The sequence below is a fragment of the Gordonia sp. SCSIO 19800 genome (genome assembly GCF_018132775.1).
Taxonomy (GTDB): Bacteria; Actinomycetota; Actinomycetes; order Mycobacteriales; family Mycobacteriaceae; genus Gordonia; species Gordonia hongkongensis.
In genome coordinates this window covers 36,504-55,899 of the sequence record NZ_JAGRQM010000014.1, presented here as the reverse complement: position 1 = coordinate 55,899, position 19,396 = coordinate 36,504, and the positions used below count along the sequence as shown (strand labels likewise).

At 67.3% G+C, this 19,396-nt stretch carries 18 protein-coding genes and 1 tRNA gene; 12 read left to right on the top strand and 7 right to left on the bottom strand.

The features are described 5' to 3' along the window. Positions 1 to 78: 78 nt before the first annotated feature. From KB201_RS16135 to KB201_RS16125, 3 genes are all read right to left on the bottom strand, one after another. Positions 79 to 1,515 (bottom strand): UDP-glucose/GDP-mannose dehydrogenase family protein, encoded by a 1,437-nt coding sequence (locus KB201_RS16135; RefSeq protein ID WP_058249634.1) that lies wholly within the window; start codon positions 1,513 to 1,515, stop codon positions 79 to 81. Positions 1,516 to 1,647: 132 nt separating this feature from the next. Then, positions 1,648 to 2,220, bottom strand: a complete 573-nt coding sequence (gene dcd, locus KB201_RS16130; protein ID WP_058249633.1) for a dCTP deaminase — start codon at positions 2,218 to 2,220, stop codon at positions 1,648 to 1,650. A gap of 21 nt (positions 2,221 to 2,241) precedes the next feature. After that, positions 2,242 to 3,741, bottom strand: coding sequence for an HNH endonuclease signature motif containing protein (locus KB201_RS16125; RefSeq protein ID WP_058249927.1), 1,500 nt, complete (start codon positions 3,739 to 3,741; stop codon positions 2,242 to 2,244). A 252-nt stretch (positions 3,742 to 3,993) separates the two neighbouring features. Here KB201_RS16125 and KB201_RS16120 point away from each other — a divergent pair. Next, a tRNA-Gly gene (locus tag KB201_RS16120) sits at positions 3,994 to 4,067 on the top strand. Positions 4,068 to 4,108: 41 nt separating this feature from the next. Here KB201_RS16120 and KB201_RS16115 read toward each other — a convergent pair. Next, on the bottom strand, positions 4,109 to 5,170 hold the full coding sequence (locus KB201_RS16115; RefSeq protein WP_058249926.1) for a YdcF family protein: 1,062 nt from the start codon (positions 5,168 to 5,170) through the stop codon (positions 4,109 to 4,111). A 200-nt stretch (positions 5,171 to 5,370) separates the two neighbouring features. Here KB201_RS16115 and KB201_RS16110 point away from each other — a divergent pair, with 200 nt between their 5' ends. Together KB201_RS16110 and KB201_RS16105 are read left to right on the top strand one after the other, a co-directional pair. Beyond that, positions 5,371 to 6,471 carry a hypothetical protein gene (locus tag KB201_RS16110; protein ID WP_058249632.1) on the top strand — a complete coding sequence of 367 codons (1,101 nt, stop codon included), beginning with the start codon at positions 5,371 to 5,373 and terminating at the stop codon, positions 6,469 to 6,471. A gap of 65 nt (positions 6,472 to 6,536) precedes the next feature. Next, complete coding sequence (locus tag KB201_RS16105) at positions 6,537 to 8,045, top strand: amino acid permease (RefSeq protein WP_058249631.1); 1,509 nt, start codon at positions 6,537 to 6,539, stop codon at positions 8,043 to 8,045. Between the two features lie 60 nt (positions 8,046 to 8,105). On the opposite strand, the gene KB201_RS16100 is transcribed toward KB201_RS16105, so the two are convergent. Continuing rightward, a complete protein-coding gene (locus KB201_RS16100) occupies positions 8,106 to 8,576 on the bottom strand; it encodes an SRPBCC domain-containing protein (protein ID WP_205334322.1) in 471 nt (156 codons plus the stop codon). A 120-nt stretch (positions 8,577 to 8,696) separates the two neighbouring features. Here KB201_RS16100 and KB201_RS16095 point away from each other — a divergent pair, with 120 nt between their 5' ends. The 3 genes from KB201_RS16095 to KB201_RS16085 all read left to right on the top strand — a co-directional run bounded on the left by KB201_RS16095 (position 8,697) and on the right by KB201_RS16085 (position 11,659). Beyond that, complete coding sequence (locus KB201_RS16095; RefSeq protein WP_078114144.1) at positions 8,697 to 9,113, top strand: TIGR03668 family PPOX class F420-dependent oxidoreductase; 417 nt, start codon at positions 8,697 to 8,699, stop codon at positions 9,111 to 9,113. Positions 9,114 to 9,352: 239 nt separating this feature from the next. Then, positions 9,353 to 10,876, top strand: a complete 1,524-nt coding sequence (locus KB201_RS16090) for a DASS family sodium-coupled anion symporter (protein ID WP_374193946.1) — start codon at positions 9,353 to 9,355, stop codon at positions 10,874 to 10,876. A 123-nt stretch (positions 10,877 to 10,999) separates the two neighbouring features. Next, positions 11,000 to 11,659 (top strand): NAD(P)-binding domain-containing protein, encoded by a 660-nt coding sequence (locus tag KB201_RS16085; RefSeq protein WP_211539789.1) that lies wholly within the window; start codon positions 11,000 to 11,002, stop codon positions 11,657 to 11,659. 33 nt (positions 11,660 to 11,692) lie between these two features. On the opposite strand, the gene KB201_RS16080 is transcribed toward KB201_RS16085, so the two are convergent. Next, on the bottom strand, positions 11,693 to 12,460 hold the full coding sequence (locus KB201_RS16080) for a LysR family transcriptional regulator substrate-binding protein (RefSeq protein ID WP_249145785.1): 768 nt from the start codon (positions 12,458 to 12,460) through the stop codon (positions 11,693 to 11,695). 41 nt (positions 12,461 to 12,501) lie between these two features. Between KB201_RS16080 and KB201_RS16075 the strand changes: the two genes are divergently transcribed. From KB201_RS16075 to KB201_RS16065, 3 genes are all read left to right on the top strand, one after another. Further along, positions 12,502 to 12,891 carry a DUF5997 family protein gene (locus tag KB201_RS16075; protein WP_211539833.1) on the top strand — a complete coding sequence of 130 codons (390 nt, stop codon included), beginning with the start codon at positions 12,502 to 12,504 and terminating at the stop codon, positions 12,889 to 12,891. Between the two features lie 108 nt (positions 12,892 to 12,999). Next, positions 13,000 to 13,581, top strand: a complete 582-nt coding sequence (locus KB201_RS16070) for a hypothetical protein (protein ID WP_211539786.1) — start codon at positions 13,000 to 13,002, stop codon at positions 13,579 to 13,581. Positions 13,582 to 13,643: 62 nt separating this feature from the next. Beyond that, positions 13,644 to 14,489 carry a hypothetical protein gene (locus tag KB201_RS16065; protein ID WP_211539784.1) on the top strand — a complete coding sequence of 282 codons (846 nt, stop codon included), beginning with the start codon at positions 13,644 to 13,646 and terminating at the stop codon, positions 14,487 to 14,489. Between the two features lie 43 nt (positions 14,490 to 14,532). Here KB201_RS16065 and KB201_RS16060 read toward each other — a convergent pair whose 3' ends face one another. Then, positions 14,533 to 15,129, bottom strand: coding sequence for a TetR/AcrR family transcriptional regulator (locus KB201_RS16060; protein WP_211539783.1), 597 nt, complete (start codon positions 15,127 to 15,129; stop codon positions 14,533 to 14,535). A 78-nt stretch (positions 15,130 to 15,207) separates the two neighbouring features. On the opposite strand from KB201_RS16060, the gene KB201_RS16055 reads away from it, so the two are divergent. From KB201_RS16055 to KB201_RS16045, 3 genes are all read left to right on the top strand, one after another. Then, on the top strand, positions 15,208 to 16,383 hold the full coding sequence (locus KB201_RS16055) for a DUF418 domain-containing protein (protein WP_211539782.1): 1,176 nt from the start codon (positions 15,208 to 15,210) through the stop codon (positions 16,381 to 16,383). 99 nt (positions 16,384 to 16,482) lie between these two features. Beyond that, the gene (locus KB201_RS16050; RefSeq protein ID WP_211539781.1) at positions 16,483 to 17,004 is read left to right on the top strand and encodes a hypothetical protein; all 522 of its coding nucleotides are present in this window, start codon (positions 16,483 to 16,485) and stop codon (positions 17,002 to 17,004) included. Between the two features lie 164 nt (positions 17,005 to 17,168). Next, positions 17,169 to 19,373, top strand: a complete 2,205-nt coding sequence (locus KB201_RS16045; RefSeq protein ID WP_211539780.1) for an MMPL family transporter — start codon at positions 17,169 to 17,171, stop codon at positions 19,371 to 19,373. The last annotated feature ends 23 nt before the right edge of the window (positions 19,374 to 19,396 follow it).

Sequence of the window (19,396 nt, the reverse complement as noted above, 5' to 3'; positions counted from 1 at the left end):
CTCACGTGCACCTCGCCTCATGTCCCCCACCGGCGAGTAGGTGCCCCCTGGACAGTCGCGAGCTCAACCTAGCACGACTCAGCGGACGGTGGCCCCCGGCGCATATCCGTTCACCTGCTCGGACGGGTGGTTTCGCGGCGCAGGGCGGGTGGGAGCGGGGCCGCCCAGGGCGCGGTAGTCCCAACCCGCGTCGCGCCACATCTGCGGGTCGAGGCAGCGCCGGCCGTCGACGATGCGTTTGGCGCGGACGACGCCCTCGAGTTCTTCGGGCGCCATGTGCACGAACTCGGCCCACTCGGTGGCGATGACGACGACGTCGGCCCGGTCGCACGCGTCGCGCGCCGAGGTGGCGTAGCCGAGGCTCGGGTGGACGCGTCGTGAGTTGTCCATGGCCTTCGGGTCGAAGACGGTCACGGACGCCCCTTCGAGCGCCAGCCTGCTGGCCACCGTCAGCGCGGGTGAGTCACGGACGTCGTCGCTCTCCGGTTTGAAGGCGGCGCCCAGGACGGCGACGTTGCGCCCGAGGACCTCGCCGCCGAGGGCCTCGAAGACCAGTTCCACCGCCGCACCCCGGCGACGCATGTTGATGGCGTCGACCTCCCGCAGGAAGCCGACGGCCCGCGGGGCGCCCATGTCGTCGGCGCGCGCGGTCAGGGCGCGGATGTCCTTGGGCAGGCAACCGCCGCCGAAACCGAGACCGGCGTTGAGGAATCGGCGTCCGATCCGCGGGTCGTGCCCGATCGCGTCGGCGAGGGTGTTGATGTCGGCGCCGGCGATCTCGCACAGTTCACTGATCGCGTTGATGAACGATATCTTGGTGGCCAGAAAGGCGTTCGCCGAGACCTTCACGAGTTCCGCGGTGGCCCAGTCGGTCTCGATCAACGGCACGCCGGTCTCGAGGATCTCGCGGTAGATCTCGCGGGTGACCTCCCCGGCCGACGACCCGGCGTCGGGGTCGTCGGCGGCCGTGTTGAGGCCGCTCGGGTCGAGCGAACCGGTACCGAGGACGAGCCGATCCGGCCGGAGCGTGTCCTCGACGGCGAATCCCTCGCGCAGGAACTCCGGACTCCACGACAGTTCGACATCCGCCCCGGCGTGCGACAGTACCGAGATCCGTTGTGCGAGTTTGGCGCAGGTGCCGACCGGTACGGTCGACTTGCCGATGATGAGGTGGGCGCCCCGCAGCGTCGGCACGAGCGCGTCGATCGCCGAGTACACGTGCGAGAGGTCGGCCCGGTGCCCGCGGGGTTCCTGCGGGGTCCCGACGCCGAGGAAGTGCACCGAGGCGTGGTCGGCGGCCGCGAGGTGGTCGGTCGTGAAGCGGAGTCGTCCGGCGTCGATGTTGCGGCGCAGGATGTCGGCGAGCCCCGGCTCGAAGAACGGGACCTCGCCGGCCTGCAGGCGTTCGATCTTGTACGGATCGACGTCGATGCCGACGACCTCGTGCCCGAGTTCGGCCATGCAGGCCGCGTGAGTGGCACCGAGGTAGCCGCATCCGATCACCGTGAGCTTCATGAGGGCAACGGTTACCCAGGCGGAACCACCGGTAACCATCCTCGTCGTGGCGGGTTGTCATCGGCTGGGTGAACTTCCGGAGCCGCGCCCACCCGGTCCGCCCACCCGCCGGTTGAGCCGAGTCGAAACCCCTCAGTCGTGCTTCTGGAAATTCAGGTACGCCTTCGAAGGGGTGGGGCCACGTTGTCCCTGGTATTTCGATCCGACCGACGCGCTGCCGTACGGTTCCTCGGCCGGGCTGCTGAGGCGGATGAGGCACAGCTGCCCGATCTTCATGCCGGGCCAGAGGGTGATCGGAAGGTTCGCGACGTTCGACAGCTCGAGGGTGATGTGGCCGGAGAAGCCGGGGTCGATGAAGCCCGCCGTCGAATGCGTGAGGAGGCCGAGCCGACCGAGTGACGACTTGCCTTCGAGCCGGCCGGCGAGGTCGTCGGGCAGCGAGCACACTTCAAGGGTGGACCCCAGCACGAACTCACCCGGGTGCAGCACGAAGGGCTCACCGTCGGCCGGTTCGACCAGCGAGGTGAGTTCGTCTTGGCGTTGTGCGGGGTCGATGTGGGTGTAGCGGGTGTTGTTGAACACCCGGAACAGGCCGTCGAGCCGGACGTCGACGCTGGAGGGCTGGACGAGGGCGGGATCGAACGGATCGATGGCGAGGCGCCCGTCAGCGATCTCGGCGCGGATGTCGCGGTCGGAGAGCAGCACGGTGTCGAGGTTATCGAATGGTCAGGGAGGATCTGCGCCGGTGTCGGTCGGCGCCGACCCTCCGCTCTCCGGCACCGCTGTTCTGCGCCGCCGCCGGACATCAGCGCGCATTCGGTCGAGGATCGCGTCGGTGCGATGGGCATGGTTGATCCGCGGCGTCGGCGACGGGTGCGCGCGGGGCGGGTGCCAGACGGCGCGGCCGGCGTCGACCCCTTCGGTGGCGATGGTGGTGGCCCACTGATCCACCCCGGTGCCGACCACTCGGTTGTGTGGTGGGCAGGCGGTCGCGAGGGTGTCGAGGTCGGTGGATCCGTGGTGGGCGTCCCACTCGACGACGTGGTGGATCTCGCAGTCGAACGACGGCCGCGTGCATCCCGGGAAGGTGCAGCCGCCGTCGCGGGCGACCGCGGCGATTCGTTGTGCGCGCGAGGCCAATCGCCGGGACCGCCCGAGGTAGAGCACCTCACTGGAGTGGTCCCGGAACACCGCGAGATGATGCTGCGCGGCGGCGGCGAGGTCGATGGCGTCCTTGATGGGTAGGAGGGTTCCCGTCGCGGTCCGTGCCGGGTCGCCGGCCGCGTCGCGCAGCGCCGATTCGGTGATGGAGACGACGAGGTGTGGCGGCAGCCCGTGGTGCGAACCCCCGAGCGCGCCGGCGTCGAGCACGAAGCGCAGCATGGCGCGCAACGCGTCGTGGTTCCGCTTCTCCGCGGAGCGCTCGTCGCGTCCGGCAGCGGCGGCCAGCGCGTCGGGGTCCGCGGCGGCGGGGTTCCCGGTGGGCGACTCGGGATCGGCGGGATTGTTCATCCCAGGAGCGGCCCACACCGACAAGACGACGTCGAACATGGCGCGCGTCACGGGGTCGAGCGTTGCGGTCAGCCGGGACATCAGTTGGGCGTCTTGCGGCCCGAGTTTGAGTCCGCGGTTACGGGCGCGGTCGCGATCGTCGGTGATGGTTCCGTCGGGGTCGAGGTGGGCCAGGATGCGGGCGCCGAGATCACGGAGTGACGACGGGTCGTACTCGCGTGCGTATTGCGCGAGCGTTGCCTCGGCGGCTTCCCGGTCGGCAGGGTCCACGTCGGCGGGGATCTTGCGCATCACCTCGATGACGACGTCGACGTGGCGTCCCGAGATCTCGCCGTCGGCAACACCTTTGGCGGTCTCGGGGAAGCGCGGTTCGAGCGGCACCCCCTGCATGTCCGGAAACCTGCCCAAGGCCCAGACCCGGTTCATCAGGCGGGTCGCCTCGCCGCGCCGGTTCAGACCATGGCAGAGGAAGTTGGAGACGGTCTGGCACCCCATCTTCCGGTACGCCGACCGCTCGTCGATGTCGACGATGTGATCGGTGAACAGCGACAGCAACCGTCGTTCGGCACGCTCGTGCTCGATCGCGACCTGTAAGAGGTCAGTGTCGGAGCAATCCGTGGACTGCGTCTCGGCGATCTCGTCCATAAGTGCATGCAGGCGCTTGTACTGGTCGAGAAGAAGTGGTGGTGCTGCAGATGGCCCTGTAGAAGCCATGATTTCATCCCCCGTCATCATGGCTTTACTCGAAACTACGTTCGAGACTACCGGCCGATCGCCCGGCGCGCAACCCCTTCCGGCGAGTTGTTCTGCGTCGCAACCGAATCGCGTCGCCCCGCCGCGACCCGGTCTCGCCCAGATGTCGCAGTTCGTTGCGCCTGACGCCACGTTCTGCGACATCTGCGCGTGCCGGCGACCGGACCGGCCACGGGTTTGCTAGGCTGTCGTTCGCGAGTCCGGCACTCGCACGCCGATGTAGTTCAATGGCAGAACATCAGCTTCCCAAGCTGAATACGCGGGTTCGATTCCCGTCATCGGCTCCACCATCACCGCAACTCGCGAGGCCCCCTGGTCCGGTGATCGACTAGCCGAAGAGAGCGACAGCGGTGCCGGCGATCAGCGGCACACTGAGCATGACCAGGACGACTCCGTTGATCCATCGGTGGTCACGCAGAACCGCCAAGAACTCACGGACCTGGGCGTTGGGGACGAAGTATCGCGCGGTGTGGGCGCCGGTCGAGAATCCGTCGATCCCGGCAGACCGCATGAGCATCGCTCCGCGGAAGGCGTGATAGCCGCTCGTCACCACCGCGACCGGTTCGGTCACTCCACGCTCGTCGAGCACACGCCTCGAGTACCGGAGGTTCTCCGCGGTGTCGGTGGATCGGTCCTCGAGTGCGATGGCATCACGATCGACGCCCTTCGACACGAGGTACTCGGCCATCGCCGCGGCCTCCGACAGCCGCTCGTCGCCACCTCTGCCTCCGGAGCAGATGATCAGCGGGTCCAGGCCGGAAGCCCGGGCCAGATCATAGATCTCGCGACCGCGGTCGAGTCGTGATGCCAGCAGCGGACCGACGCGGGACCCGTCGAGCAGACCGGCACCCAGGACGATGATCGCGCCGACCTTCGCCCGTCGCGCCCGCCACCTGCTCCACCGGCCGTACAGCCACGACCAGAGCAGCAGCGAGGCAAACACGAACCCCAGGTAACCGGCCGGCATCCCCACCGCCAGGAGGAAGTTGAGCAGCGCGTTGCTCGTCGACACGTCGAACCATCCGACGATGATCCCGAGCAGGACAGCGAGCGCGTAACCGGACAGGAGTGCACCCAGGAGCGCCGACAGCAGGTTCGATGGACGGCGCCCCTCTCGGCGCAGAAGCGTCACGCCGTTGGCGATCAACGACACCCCGAGAATGAGGATGGCAAGCAGCGCAACGAGTCCGAGGGCCACGATGACGACCGCCGGCGCGAGAACCGAGCCGTCGTCGTCGACGCCACTGTCCACGGCCGCGATCACCGCGGCGAGCATCACGCCCGACAAGCCCGCGGTCAGCAGGATGCCGGGGCTCAGACGACGTGGGTCCTGCCATGCGAGCACCGCGCTCGCGATGAGCAGCACTGCCGCAACTATCGGTACGCCCATCACGAGCACGATGGTGTCACAGGTGTCGCGCAGGTCGGCGAATGAGGAATGAGCCCAGCGGCTCTAACTCGATCTCGGCGCACACGAAACGTTTCTCCGTACCCATTCTCGGACGCGATCGAAACCGCGCGGCCGGCGTGCAATCATCGAACGAGTTGGGCCGACGCCACAGTCGGTCCTCGTCATCCCAGGACGCACACATGCATCTGCCCGCGATGAGAACTCCGATTCTGGTGCTGAGCATCGGCCTGCTCCTGAGTTGGCTGCTGCCGCCGCCCGCTCATGCGGCGCCCAACCGGGTCGATGCCACTCCGGCTGGGTTGACCCTTGATGGACGCCAGTGGTGGCCATCCGGATTCGACGCCTACCAGCTGGCCACCGATTGGTCGGTGAATGCCGGATGCGGAGCGATGGTTGATCTCGACGACTATTTCGCCGCCTTACCTCCGCATTCGCTCACCCGCTTCAATCTGTTCGCTCAACTGGCCGTGAACAAGTACACCCAAAAATTGGATTTCGGGCCGATGGATGCCGTCTTCGACGCCGCCGCACGGCACGATCAGATGGTCTTGCCTGTCCTCGCGGCCGCCGATGGCGCATGCGAGAGCAGAGTTTTCAAGGAACGGGACTGGTACCGATCCGGCTGGCGAACCGTCGCCGGCGCGGGCGGACTCACGTTCGAGCAGTGGGTCAGGACGGCAGTGGGACGCTGGAAGAGCAGGTCGGCCCTGGCGGGATGGGAATTGGTGGGTGAACCCGAACCGTCCATCTGTGGCGATCAGTCGTGTGGATGGCAGCAGCGGTCGTGCCCGGTCGACGCCGCGCGCGTACTGCGGTCGTTTTTCGGCAGCGCAGGCGCGATGGTCACCCGACTGCACGGCGGGGCGGTGATCTGGTCCGGCTTCACCGGCGGTGGCCAGTGCGGCATCGCCGGGCCCGACTACCAGTACGTCGCCGGCTCCCCGTACGTGGACGTCCTGGACTATCACGACTACGGTGCGGACGGTGTCGCGCTCCCCGGGGATCAGTGGAACGGACTGGCCGAACGTCTACGCCAGGCACGCGTAGTCGGAAAACCCCTCGCGGTGAACGAGATCGGCCAGCATGCCGGCTCATGCGGTTCGACATCCGAGCGCGCCGACGACTTCCGGACCAAGGTCGCCGGTCAGCGGGCGGCCGGGACGGCAACCGCACTCTTCTGGGCATTCGTCCCGGACCCGAGGCACGACCAGTGCACCTACGACATCGGTCCCGGTGACCCGGTGCACGAACTGGTCTCCGAACTGACAAGCCTCGATTGAGGGTCAGCACTCGGGCAACAGTTCAATACCCGGCCGACGGGCCGACCGGCCGTTAGACTCTGCCGATGTCCAGTCCCCTGGGGATCACCCCCGACGAGTCGCTGCGCAAGGGACTTCAGAGTCGTCACATCAGCATGCTCGCGCTCGGCGGTGCCATCGGCACCGGCTTGTTCGTCGCCTCGGGCGCCACCATCTCCGACGCGGGCCCGGGTGGCGCCATCCTGGCGTATCTGCTGATGGGCTGCATGGTCTTCTTCCTGATGCAGAGCCTCGGCGAGATGTCGGCGTACATCCCGTGCAGCAACCCGTTCGAGGAGTACGGAAAGCGCTTCGTGTCCAAGTCCTTCGGCTTCGCAGCCGGGTGGAACTACTGGCTCAACTGGTCGGTCACCTTGGCCGCCGAGTTGGTGGCCGCCGGGCTGATCATGAAGTACTGGGCACCCGACGTGCCGTCGTGGATCTGGTCGGTCGTGTTCCTGGCGGGTCTGCTGGCGCTGAACCTGTTCGCGGTCAAGGCATTCGGCGAAGCCGAGTTCTGGTTCGCGGCGATCAAGGTCATCGCGGTGGTCGTCTTCCTCATCGTCGGCGTGCTGCTGATTCTCGGTGTCGTCGGCGACCGTCCGTCGCCGGGCTTCAGCAACTGGACGATCGACGACGCTCCGTTCGTGGACTTCCCGCTCGGCATGCTGTCGGTCTTCCTCATCGCCGGTTTCGCATTCCAGGGCACCGAGATGATCGCGGTCGCCGCCGGCGAGGCGGTCGAACCGAAGACGGCGATTCCACGCGCCGTGCGCACCGTCTTCGTGCGCATCCTGCTGTTCTACATCGGCACCCTGACCGTCATCGCGTTCCTGATCCCGTACACCGACCCCAATCTGCTGAATGCGTCCGAGGAGAACATCGCAATCGCCCCGTTCACCCTCGTGTTCTCCGACGCGGGGATCGCGGTGGCGGCATCGATGATGAACGCCGTGATCCTGATCGCGATCCTGTCGGCGGGCAATGCGAGCCTGTTCGCGGCAACCCGCGCGTTGTACGGCCTGTCGGTGCAGGGCAACGCCCCACGTGTGTTCGGCTGGGTCACGCGATCAGGAGTGCCACTCCTCGCCGTGGCCGCGACGACGGCCATCGGCGCCCTCTGCTTCCTGGCGAGTCGGGTGGGCGACGGTCGCGCGTATGTGTGGCTGGTCACCGCCTCGTCGGTGGCGGGCTTCATCACGTGGATGGGTATCGCGTGGGCCCACTATCGTTTTCGTCGGGCGTGGCAGGCGCAGGGTCTGGACCTCGGCAGACTCCCCTACAAGGCCTGGCTCTACCCGGCCGGCCCGATCATCGCGTTGCTCATGTGTGTTGCAGTCATCGCGGGGCAGAATCTCCCGGCGATCCGCGACGGATCCGCGGGGAATCTCGAACTCTGGCTCACCGCCTACGGCGCACTGTTCGTGTTCCTCGCTCTGTGGTGGGGCCACAAGGTGATCACGCGCAGCCCGACCGTCGACCTGCTCACCGCCGATCTGTCACCCACATCGGCTGCGTCGGCGCATCGCGATCCGGATCCGGACCTCGTCGGCTGACCGGTTCGTCGGGCGATCGGGGTGGGGCGCCGGGGCTCGCTCAGTCGCTGACCTCGCCGATCAGCCGACAAGTTCGGCGATGTGGTTCAACGAGTTACGCAGATGGTCGTCGGCGAACGGCGGGAACTCGATGTACTCGCGGATGTGGGTGGGTACGGCCGACCAGTCGTAGGTCAAGGTGAGCTCGGTGGACGACTCCCCCACCGGCACCAGGTCGTACCGCCATGTCCAGCCGCCGAATTCGAGCTCCCCGGAGTCGTTGCGCTGCCCTGGTTGCCACGCTATCGCCGACCGCGGTTCGATCACCTCGACCCGGTTCTCCATAAGGTAGTCACCATCCGGATGGTTGGAGTGGTACATGTTCATCCGGAAGACCTGGCCCACCTCCCGCAGCGGTGTCGTGTCGACTGCGTCCCGAACCCAGCCGGTGCCGTCGATGGCCTGGTGTGTGCGGGGGTCGGCGAGCGCCGCGAACACCTCCTCGGGCGTGGCGGAGATCGTGCGGCTGACGGCAACGTTCTGGTTCGTCATGGTGCTGGCCCTTTCGGGTCGGGTCCCCCGGATCGGGGTTCGGACACAGAGGTGGACCCGAACCGGCGCCCGAGCTCATCGGTGACCTTGTTTCCCACGAGTGCATGCCATCCTCGGATGATGGACCTGCGCCTGAGTCGCGAACGCTTCGCCGCCGCCCGGTCGGTCACGCTCGCCACCGTGTCACCCTCCACCAAGCCGCACCTGGTCCCCGTCGTGTGCGCACTCGACGACGACGTCATCTACACGTGCGTGGATCACAAGCCGAAACGAACCACCGCACTCCGTCGTCTCGCCAACATCGCGGACAACCCCGCGGTGTCGCTCCTGGCTGACATGTATTCCGACAACTGGGATGAACTCTGGTGGGTGCGGGTCGACGGCCGGGCACATGTCGTCGACGCCGGTGAATCCGTCGGCAGTCACGGCATCGACACGCTGGCCGCGAAGTACCCGCAGTATCGACTCCGACGGCCCGATGGACCGGTGATCGTCGTGGAGTCTCTGACGTGGCACAGCTGGTCGGCCACCTCATAGGCATGTCGGCGGGCGGCGGTTTCGGGCAATTCCGGCACGTTCCTCGATAGGCTGGCTGCCACGCAGGCATACCGAGGAGGTTCCCGATGGTGCAGCGCAGCGGCGAACGGCCACGCGACAACCGGTCCGGATCACCGGGCTCGGCCGGCCGAGGCTCCGGATCGCCTGACCCACAGCGGGACTTCGACGAGATCGACCACCAGTCGGCGGGTGAGCGCGCCGACGAGGTGGAACCGAAGATGCGACGTCGGCAGTGGATCGGACTGCTTGCCGGCGTGGCACTCGCGGCCCTGGTCTACGTGATCCTGCCCGCCGAAGTCGGGCAGGGAGCCCGGCTCACGGCGGCGACCGCAGTTCTCATGGGCCTCTGGTGGATGACCGAGGCGATCCCCATTCCCGCGACGGCCCTGCTGCCGCTGGTGATCTTCCCGGTCTTCGGCTCAGACGACGCGGGCGAGTCGATCTCGGTGAACGACGTCGGCGCGGCCTACGGAAACAACGTCATCTTCCTGTTCATGGGCGGCTTCATCATCGCCCTCGCGATGCAGCGGTGGAATCTGCACCGCCGCGTCGCCCTGGTCACGGTCTCGGCGATGGGCACCAAGCCGCCGATGGTGATCGCCGGCTTCATGATCGCCACCGGATTCCTGTCGATGTGGGTGTCCAACACCGCAACCGCCGTGATGATGATCCCGATCGGCGTGTCGGTCCTGGCGCTGGTTCTCGACCTCGGTAAGGATTCGGGCACCGACGCGCCCGGGCCCAAGGCCACCGACACCGACGAACCGGTGGACGGTGAGACCCTCACCCAGGCGGTCATCAAGAGCAATTTCGGCACAGCACTGATGCTCGGCATCGCCTACGCCGCATCGATCGGATCGTTGGGCACGATCATCGGCACCCCGCCCAACACCCTCCTGGTCGGATACCTCGAGGGTGAAGGCATCGACATCGGGTTCCTGGAGTGGATGATCGCCGGAGTCCCGCTCGCCGTCATCTTCCTCGCCATCGCGTGGTTCCTGCTCACTCACGTCCTGTTCAAGCCGGAGATCGACGACATCCCCGGCGGCCGGCGCATCATCCGCGATCAGCTCGACGCCCTCGGCTCGATGTCGCAGGGCGAGATCCGGGTCGCCGCGATCTTCGGCCTCACCGCACTGGCGTGGATCGCGGTCCCGCTGATCTGGGACGAGAACCCGCCGATCTCCGACACCGGCATCGCGATGACCGCCGCCGTTCTCCTGTTCCTGCTGCCCAGCGGCTCCAAACCCGGTGTGCGCCTGCTCGACTGGGAGACCGCGATCAAACTGCCATGGGGCGTGCTGCTGCTCTTCGGCGGCGGCCTGGCATTGTCCCAGCAGTTCGAGTCCAGCGGACTGACCGCTTGGATCGGCGATGTGGCCGCCGGGCTCGACACGATCCCGGTCATCGTGCTGGTGGTCATCGCGGCGACCGCGATCATCTTCCTCACCGAGATCACGAGCAACACCGCGACAGCGGCGACCTTTCTCCCGGTCGCCGGAGGCGTGGCCATGGGGATGGGTCTCGACCCCCTGGTGCTCACGATCCCCGTCGCCCTCGCCGCGACCTGCGCATTCATGCTCCCGGTGGCGACCCCACCGAACGCGGTGGCCTACGCCAGCGGGTACGTCACCATCGGCCAGATGATCCGTGGCGGGCTCTGGCTCAACCTCATCGGGATCGTGCTCATCACCCTCGCCGCCTACACGGTGTTCGCCTGGTCTCTCGGCATCGCGTACTGACCCACGACTCGACCGGGCCCGACCGAGTCGCTCGTCACCCTCCCGCCGACCACGGGAATGCACCGAACCGACGGATCCGTTGCGCGAAGGGTCAACAACGTCGTCGAACAAAGAGGTGCAGTTGTGAAGATCGGGATCATCGGAGCGGGATTCATCGGCGGGACGCTCACGCGTCGTCTGACATCGTTGGGACACGAGGTGCGGGTGGCGAACTCGCGCGACCCGGAGACGCTGGCCGAACTGGCCTCCGAGACCGGCGCCACCGCGGTATGGGCCGCCGACGCCGCGAAGGACGCCGACCTGGTGATCGTCAGCATCCCGCAGAAGAACACCCCCGACCTCGCGCCGGGCATCCTCGACGCCCGCAAGCCCGACGCCCCGGTGATCGAGACGAACAACTACTACCCCCAGCAGCGCGACGGCAAGATCGAGGCGATCGAGAACGGTACCCCCGAGAGCGTCTGGGTGTCGGAACTGCTCGGCGTCCCGGTGTACAAGGTGTTCAACGGTATCTACTGGAAGCACCTGCTGAACAAGGGCGTACCCGCGGGCACAGAGGGCCGCATCGCGCTGCCGATCGCCGGCGACGATCCGGCCGGCAAGGAGATCGTGTTCCGCGTGGTCGACGAACTCGGGTTCGACCCGGTCGACGCCGGACCGCTCGCCGAGTCGTGGCGGCAACAGCCGGGAACGCCGGTGTACGGCAAGGATTTCGGCGCCGCCGACACCCTCAAGGCGCTTGCCGATGCGTCGCCGGAACGCACCGCTGAGTGGCGCGCCTGACGCACTGACAGGGGCGGCACGCCACGGCGGGAATCAGCGACGCTTCGGACGTCCGGGCCCGCGTCGCGCACTCTTGCCGGGGATCTTCCCGGCCGCCTCGCGTGCCGCCCTCTTCGCCGCCGCCTTCTCCTTCGCCGACCGTTTGGGCGCCTCGTCGGTCCGCCCCCGCGACGACGTCGCCTTGCGGCCGCGCACGATGCCGATGAACTCATCGGCCAATTGAGTTGTGGGAGCAGGCCAGAGGAGTCCGACGGACCCGGTCGGGGCGTCGGTGACCGGCCGATACACCAGGTCCTTGCGGTGATGCAGGCGCGCCAGCGACTGCGGCACGAGCAGTACGCCGACGCCGGCCGCGACGAGTTCGACTGCGTCACCGGTGGTCTCGGGCCGATGATCCACCGCCGCACCCGGGCGTTCGGATACTGTCAACGGTTCGTCCAGCGGCCACAGCAACTGCTCGTCGGTCAGATCGGCCAGGGTCATCTCGTCGCCGGCGGTCAGGGCGTGGTCCTTCGGCACGACGACGACCGTCGTCTCCTCGTACAGGTCGATCGTGTGATGTTCCCGCGCATCGCCGGACCGCAGGGCATCGGGCAATCTGGTGATCGCCATGTCGACGCGCCGCTCCCCGACCGCCTCGGCACAGACCGCGACGTCGAGGGCGATGAGTTCCAGCGAGACGTCGGGACGCCGCTCGGCCCAGATCCTGACCCACTTGCTCGGCGTGACCCCCGGAACGTATGCCAGCCGGAAGACAGGGGCCTCGCCCGCTGCGTGAACGTCGAGTGTGGTCACGCCCAAAGGCTACCGCCCGATACCCTCGTCGAATGAGCTCGCAGTCGATGAAGCCGGCCACCGCCGCCAAGAAGCTGGACGTGTACCTGCCGGCCACTCCTGCGGAGTTCCAGCAGGGCCCGATCACCCGGGCCGAACTCGCCGCCCTCCAGACCGACCCGCCGGAATGGCTCCGCACGCTTCGCGCGGACGGCCCGCACCCCAAGAATCTGGTCGCGGCCAAACTGGGCATCTCGAACTCGGGTCTGGTTCGCGGGGGCATCACCGAGGCACTCACGACGGCGCAGATCGACGACCTCCTCGCCGAGATGCCGGATTGGCTGGCCGCCGAACGGGCCACCCAGATCGAGGTCCGTCGCGAGGAGCGGCGCGTCAAGTCGCTGCACGCCGACCGACGACGCGCCCGCGAAGAGGGTGACACGGAGCCCGAGGGCTGACGGCCGCGGGGGCGCCGGCGGAATCGCACGGGGGGCTGCGCCCCTGCACAGACCGCCGGGGATACGGCTAGCGTCTCATCGCTCATGTCCTCGACGAAGGAACGAACGATGCGTCGCCTTGTCCTGCTCGCCGCCCTGGTCGCGGCTCTCACGCTCACCGGTTGCGGTCAGATCGGGAAACCGGATCGCGCGGAGGTCCGCGAGGGCCTGATCACCGTCTATCTGGACAGCAAGAGCAAACCCGACCGGGCCAGTGCCGAGTTCATGGCGGATTGCATGCTCGACCGGGTGTACGACTCGGCCCACGACATCACCCTCCGCGCATGGGCCGACGGCACCGAAGACCAGGATGAGGTGTCCGACAACGTCGTCGTGTTCGAGGCCTCGCGTGCGTGCAATGGCGAACTCGCCGCACAGCGAGAAGCCGAAGAGAAGCGAAAAGCGGGCCCGATGCCCAGCGAGGCAGAGATCCGGTCCGGTCTCGCCAGGGTCTTTCGCGAACAGAGCAGTTCACTGACCGAAGCCGAGTCCGCGGCGATCGCCGACTGCGTGCTCGGTGAGGTCGAGGGTTCCGTCAGCGACGCCACTCTGCGTGCACTGGCCTCGGGTAGCAACCGGATGGGCGTCGACGACGCGAGCAAGATCCGAACGGCAACTCAACCGTGCTACGACAGAGTCGTCGACAACTGACCTCGACCTCGTGGCTCGTGCCGGATACCGACGGTTGCACGCACTTTGCGAGACTCGACGACATGGGCTGTTCAGGCGAGGGCGACGAAGAAGTATGGGTGAAGGGACGGACGAGCGGCGTCCGCGAGAGTCGTGGGACGGTGCACGTGACCGATCTCCGCGGGGTCGTCACGCACACCCTCGCAGACGAAGGCCCGAACGGACCCAATGGCATTGTGACGCAATACATCCTGTCCGCCGCGGAGAAACAGCTCTTTGACGGTTTGCGAAACGCTTTGGGCGAGAACGAGATGAGCCGGGACGCGACCCTGTTGGGCAGGATGATTCCGCTGGAGACATTCGGACCCGACGTCCTCGACATCAGCCGGAACAATCTGCGGCGGCGTTGGGCCACTTCGACGGACTGGCTCGACGATGTCATCGCCTACTCGCTGCGGCCGGGCAGGGCCGACGATCACGCACGCACCGCGGTTGCACGGGCCGCCGCACTGATCGGAGAACCGCTGGGGCAGTTGATCGACGCGGTCGCGGCCGGCGAGGTGGAGGCCGAACGCGACCCCGGGCGGTTCGCCCTTGCCGAAATGATTCGGACGATGTGGCCCGAGCACCCCGCGGTTCGTCGATCCCAGGCGACGCTCGACGAATACGCGCTGCGATGGTGGGTCCCGGTTTACCAGCACCTCCTCGACAGGTACGGCCTCCGATTGCTCCCCGGCCTCGACATCGAGCAATTCGCGTGGCCGCTGTTGGCCTTGGTCGACCATGAGGCGCGCACGCCGACGAACGGTGGCCGCTCGGCACTCGCGATCCGCGTGTTGGTGTCCGGGGGAACCGTCGACGCAGCCACCGGCTCTCGACTGACCCCCGACGAGGTCGCCGCGCGCGTTCCCCCTCGAACACAACTCTGACCACACGCCGACGACACGTCTGCCGTCGTCGCGGTCGGTGCCCTCACGATTCGTCGACCCGCAACTGCGCCACGTACTCCCGCAACACGCGCTGCGCGCGAGCCGGCGAATCCGTGTCGGCGAGGAGCAGGTGCATCGCCAGACCGTCGACGAGGGCGTGTACCGCGACCGCATGAGAGTCGAGATCGCGGCCGGCGCCGATCAGCCCGTGCTCGTCGAGGACGCCCAGCACCGTCCGACAGAGCGAACGCAAACCGTCGTGGGCCTCACGCGCAGCATCTGCGAGACCGGGATGTGCCACCGACTCGGTCACCATCGCGAGGTTGACGTGCATCTCGACGCGCCGCTCGTCGTCCAGCGGTAGGACCTCGGACAACACGGCCTCGGTCCAGCGCAGCGGGTTGCGAATTCGGTCGTGCCGACGGATGCGAACCGCCACCCGCTCGTAGATCAGCCGCATCGAGAACTCGAGCAGCTCCTCCTTGTCCGCGAAGACGTGGCGGAGCGAGCCGACCGAGATGTTCGCTTCCGCCGCCACCTCGCGGACCGATACTCCGGATGCGCCTTCGCGCAACACGATTCGCCACAGGGCCTCGGCTATCTCGGCGCGTCGCCCGTCCCGGTCGATCAACTTGGGCATTGACTCATGGTAGTACACCCGTGCTACGTTGGCGCCGGTTTTGATAGCACGGTTGTGTCAGCAAAGAACGGAGAACCGATGGCGACCCGACACGCGGCGCTGGACGTCCTGCGCGGCACCGCGATTCTGGGCACCCTCGCCACCAACATCTGGATCTTCACCAACGCGGAGGGGCTGATCGGCTACATCCAGGGCGCCTATCGGGCCACCGGCTCCTGGGCGGTGGCCGAGGACGTCCTGCAGCAGCTCGCCCAGGGCAAATTCCTCGGTCTGCTCACGATCATGTTCGGAATCGGGCTGGCCATCCAGCAGCGGTCGGCTGTTCGACGAGGCCGGACCTGGCCGGGACGGTACTACTGGCGAGCCGCGCTGCTGTTCGTCGACGGCGTGATCAACTACTTCCTCTTCACCGAGTTCGACGTCCTCATGGGTTACGCGGTCACCGGACTCATCGTCGCCTACCTGCTGTCGATGCGGCTGCGGCGCCAGTACGTCGCGATCGCGATCGCTGCGTCGACGCATCTGGCGCTGCTGGGCCTGGTGAGCTGGGCCCTTCTCGCCGCGCCCGCTACATCGGGTCCGGGTGCCGCGCTGTCCCCGAACCCCTACGCGAGTGGCAGTTTCGTCGACCTCGTCGCTTTTCGCGCCGAGAACTTCCTGATGTTCCGTGCCGAGGTCCTCTTCATCCTGCCGATGTCGATCGCGCTCTTCCTCATCGGCGCGGCCCTGCTGCGCGCCGGCGTCCTGGAACCGCGCGGCGCCCGGCTTCGGCGACGCCTGATGGCCGTCGGGCTGGGGATCGCCCTACCTCTCGACTTTGCCGTCGGACTGGCCGGTGGCGATGCCGGACTCGTCGTGGGGCGGTACGGGTTGGCGCCGGTCGTCGCACTGGGGTTGCTCGCATGGGTCGCCGGGTACTACGCCGACGGCCGCACTCCCGGGCGGTGCGGCCGCGCGCTGACACCGGTCGGTCGAATGGCGTTGTCCTGCTATGTGTTACAGAACGCGATCGCGGGTGCCGCCTGTTACGGCTGGGGCCTGGGGCTCGCGCACCATCTCGACGGCTCGACGCTGGTCCCCGCCACGGTGTCGCTGTACCTCGGCATCGCCGTGGTGCTCATGCTGTTCTCCCGCTTCTGGCTCAGCCGATTCGAGCGGGGCCCTCTCGAATGGCTGTGGCACCGAAGCTACGACCGCATCACCGCTTCCGCCGACCGGCGACTGTCACCCGAACGAGTGGACAACCCGCGGTGACGGCTGCTCGACCGCAGGTCAGCGAGCTGACCGGGATGGGTTAGCCATCCCCGCCGCGGGGTACCCGACGCGCACCATCATCCGACCGAGGAGTGAGTCGTGGACACCGCCATCTGGATCATCATCGCCGTCGTCGTCGTGATCGTCATTCTTGCGCTCGTGTTGCTGCTGCTTCGTCAGCGAAAGGCACGCCGACGGGTTCAAGCCGAGGAGATCAGGCAGAACGCCACGCAACAGGTCTCGACCGTCCGCCACCGCGAGGCCGTCGCCGAGGAGGCCGATGCCCGGGCACGGAAAGCGCAGGCCGAAGCCGATGCGAAGGCTGCAGAGGCCAAGCGGCTGCAGGAACAGGCACGCCACCACCAGGGACACGCGGCCGAGTCGCGGCACGAGGTCGAGAGCGAGTTCGCCCGTGCGGATCGTCTCGACCCCGATGTCCGACGGAACGCGGATGGACGGGACACCGAGGGACGGGGCGCCGACGGGCGTGGTGCGGACGGGCGGAACGACCCGAACGTCGCAGGCCGGCACGCCGGTCAGCCATCGAACAACCCGATCGATCCGCGTCACCGCCCGGACGCCGATCCCCGCGGACACCAGACGCCGCCGAACGCCCGCTGACGAGACCCTCTCGCAAGCGATGCCGGCCACACCGCCGGCGCGGTGTGACGGAGCCCGCTCCGAAAAGTGGTACTCGGTCCCGAGTGTTAGTGGGTACCATTTCTCTCGTCATCTGCGCCGGGACCTTCGGGGCCGGTCTTCCGCAGCACCAGAGGGGTCCACGCATGGCGTCGTTTCTGTTCAAGCTCGGAAGCTTCTGCTTTCGCCACAAATGGTCGGTGATCGCGGCCTGGCTGGCTGCGCTCATCGCGGTCACCGGACTGGTCGGTGCACTCCAGCCCAAGTTCGCGCAGGACTTCAGCCTTCCCGGCACCGACTCGGGGGTTGCCACCGAACAGGTCGAGCAGTACTTCCCACAGGTCATGGCCCAGCAGGAACAGGCGTCCACGAGCATCCTGGTCGCTGCCGAGGACGGGCTGCAGAACCACACCGCGCAGCTGAACGAACTCGCCGCGGCCCTCCGCGGACTCCCCGACGTCATCGAGCCGCAGACCGTCGTCAACCCGCTGACGGTTGCGGCCGCTGATCCAGCACTCGCTGCGCAGGCCGTCGGCGACAACGGTCGGGTCGGTCTCATCCAGGTTCGCCAGGACATCCCGATCCTCGACCTCACTGTCGAGAACAAGGAAGAACTCGTCTCGATCCTGGACGAGTTCTCCGTCGACGGCCTGCAGGTGGAGGCAACCGGGTCGCTGATGCAGGTGATGGAAGCCGGCGGCACGGCCGAACTGCTCGGTTTCGCCGTCGCCTTCGTCGTGATGATCGTGGCGTTCGGAGCCCTCATCGCCGCCTTCATACCTCTCGTCACCGCGATCGTCAGTGTCGGCATCACCATCCTGCTGCTCACGCTGTCGGCCGAGGCTCTGTCGATCAACGAGTCCGCCACCGCCATCGTCACGATGCTCGGCATCGCCGTCTCCATCGACTACGCGCTGTTCATCGTGTCCCGGTACCGCGCGGAACTCCTCCGCGGCGGCGCGCCATCAGACGCCATCGGCCGAGCCGTCGGCACAGCCGGGTCGGCGGTGGTTTTCGCCGGCCTCACCGTGATCGTCGCGGTGGTGGCCCTCATGGTGATCGGCATCCCGATCATCACTCAGATGGGCGCGGGTGCCGGCGTCGCCGTGTTCATCGCGGTGCTGGCTGCTCTGACCCTCATCCCAGCCATCCTCGGTGCGTTCGGGCGGTTCGCCTTCCTACCTCGAATCCCCTGGATCAAGCACGCCGCGGAATCCGAGGACGACACTCTGGGTGTCAAAGTCGGGCGCACCGTCGTCAAATGGCCCATCCCGTTCATCGTGATCGGCCTGCTGGCGCTTGCGGCCGCGGCCATCCCGGCCACCAAGCTGGAACTCGGTCTGTCGCTGTCCAGCGAAGCCGAAGCACCCGCGCAGGAACTGCTGAGCCGCGGTTTCGGTGAGGGCATCAACGGCCCACTACTCGTCGTCGTGCACGACGAGGACGGCGCGATCAACGCCGCGGCCGAGGAAACCGTCCGGCACATCGCAACTCTGAGTGATGTCGCCAACCCCGAGGGACTCACCTTCACCGGCAATCGGGCCGGCGACACCGCGCTCATCATGGTCACCCCGGAGAGCGCGCCGTCGTCAACCGCCACACACGACCTCATGGAGCAGATCCGCGCCTTCGCACCGACGGTCGAGAACCGTGGCGCCGAACTCCACGTCGGCGGTCAGACAGCCATCATGTCCGATCTCTCCCAGAAACTCGACGATGCACTCATCCCCTACCTGGTCGTGGTCGTCGGTCTCGCATTCCTGATCATGATCGGCGTCTTCCGGTCGCTCTGGGTCCCGCTCATCGGCACCCTCGGATTCGTCTTCTCGGTCCTGGCGACCTTCGGCGTCACCGTGGCGATCTTCCAGGAGGGCTGGCTGGGATTGATCACCCACACGCAGCCGATCATCTCCTTCCTGCCGATCTTCCTCATCGGCGTGGTGTTCGGGCTCGCGATGGACTACCAGGTGTTCCTGGTGACCCGAATGCGCGAGGAGTTCATGCACGGCTTGTCGGCCAAGGAGGCGATCGTCGCCGGTTACCGGCACGGAGCCCGGGTGGTCACGTCGGCGGCGATCATCATGATCAGCGTCTTCGCGGCGTTCATGCTCTCCCCGGAGACGACCGCCAAGATGATGGGTTTCGCGCTGGCCGCGGCAGTGTTCTTCGACGCCTTCGTGATCCGCATGCTGGTCGTACCCGCGGCGATCGCGTTGCTCGGCGACCGGGCCTGGGGCCTCCCGCGCTGGCTCGACCGCTTCGTGATCAACTTCGACATCGAGGGCGAAGCAGTCCGCCATCGTGGGCTCGAGGAACCGGACGACACCAGGTCCCCGGTCCCGGCGAGCTGAGAAGCCGCACAATCCTTCTGACA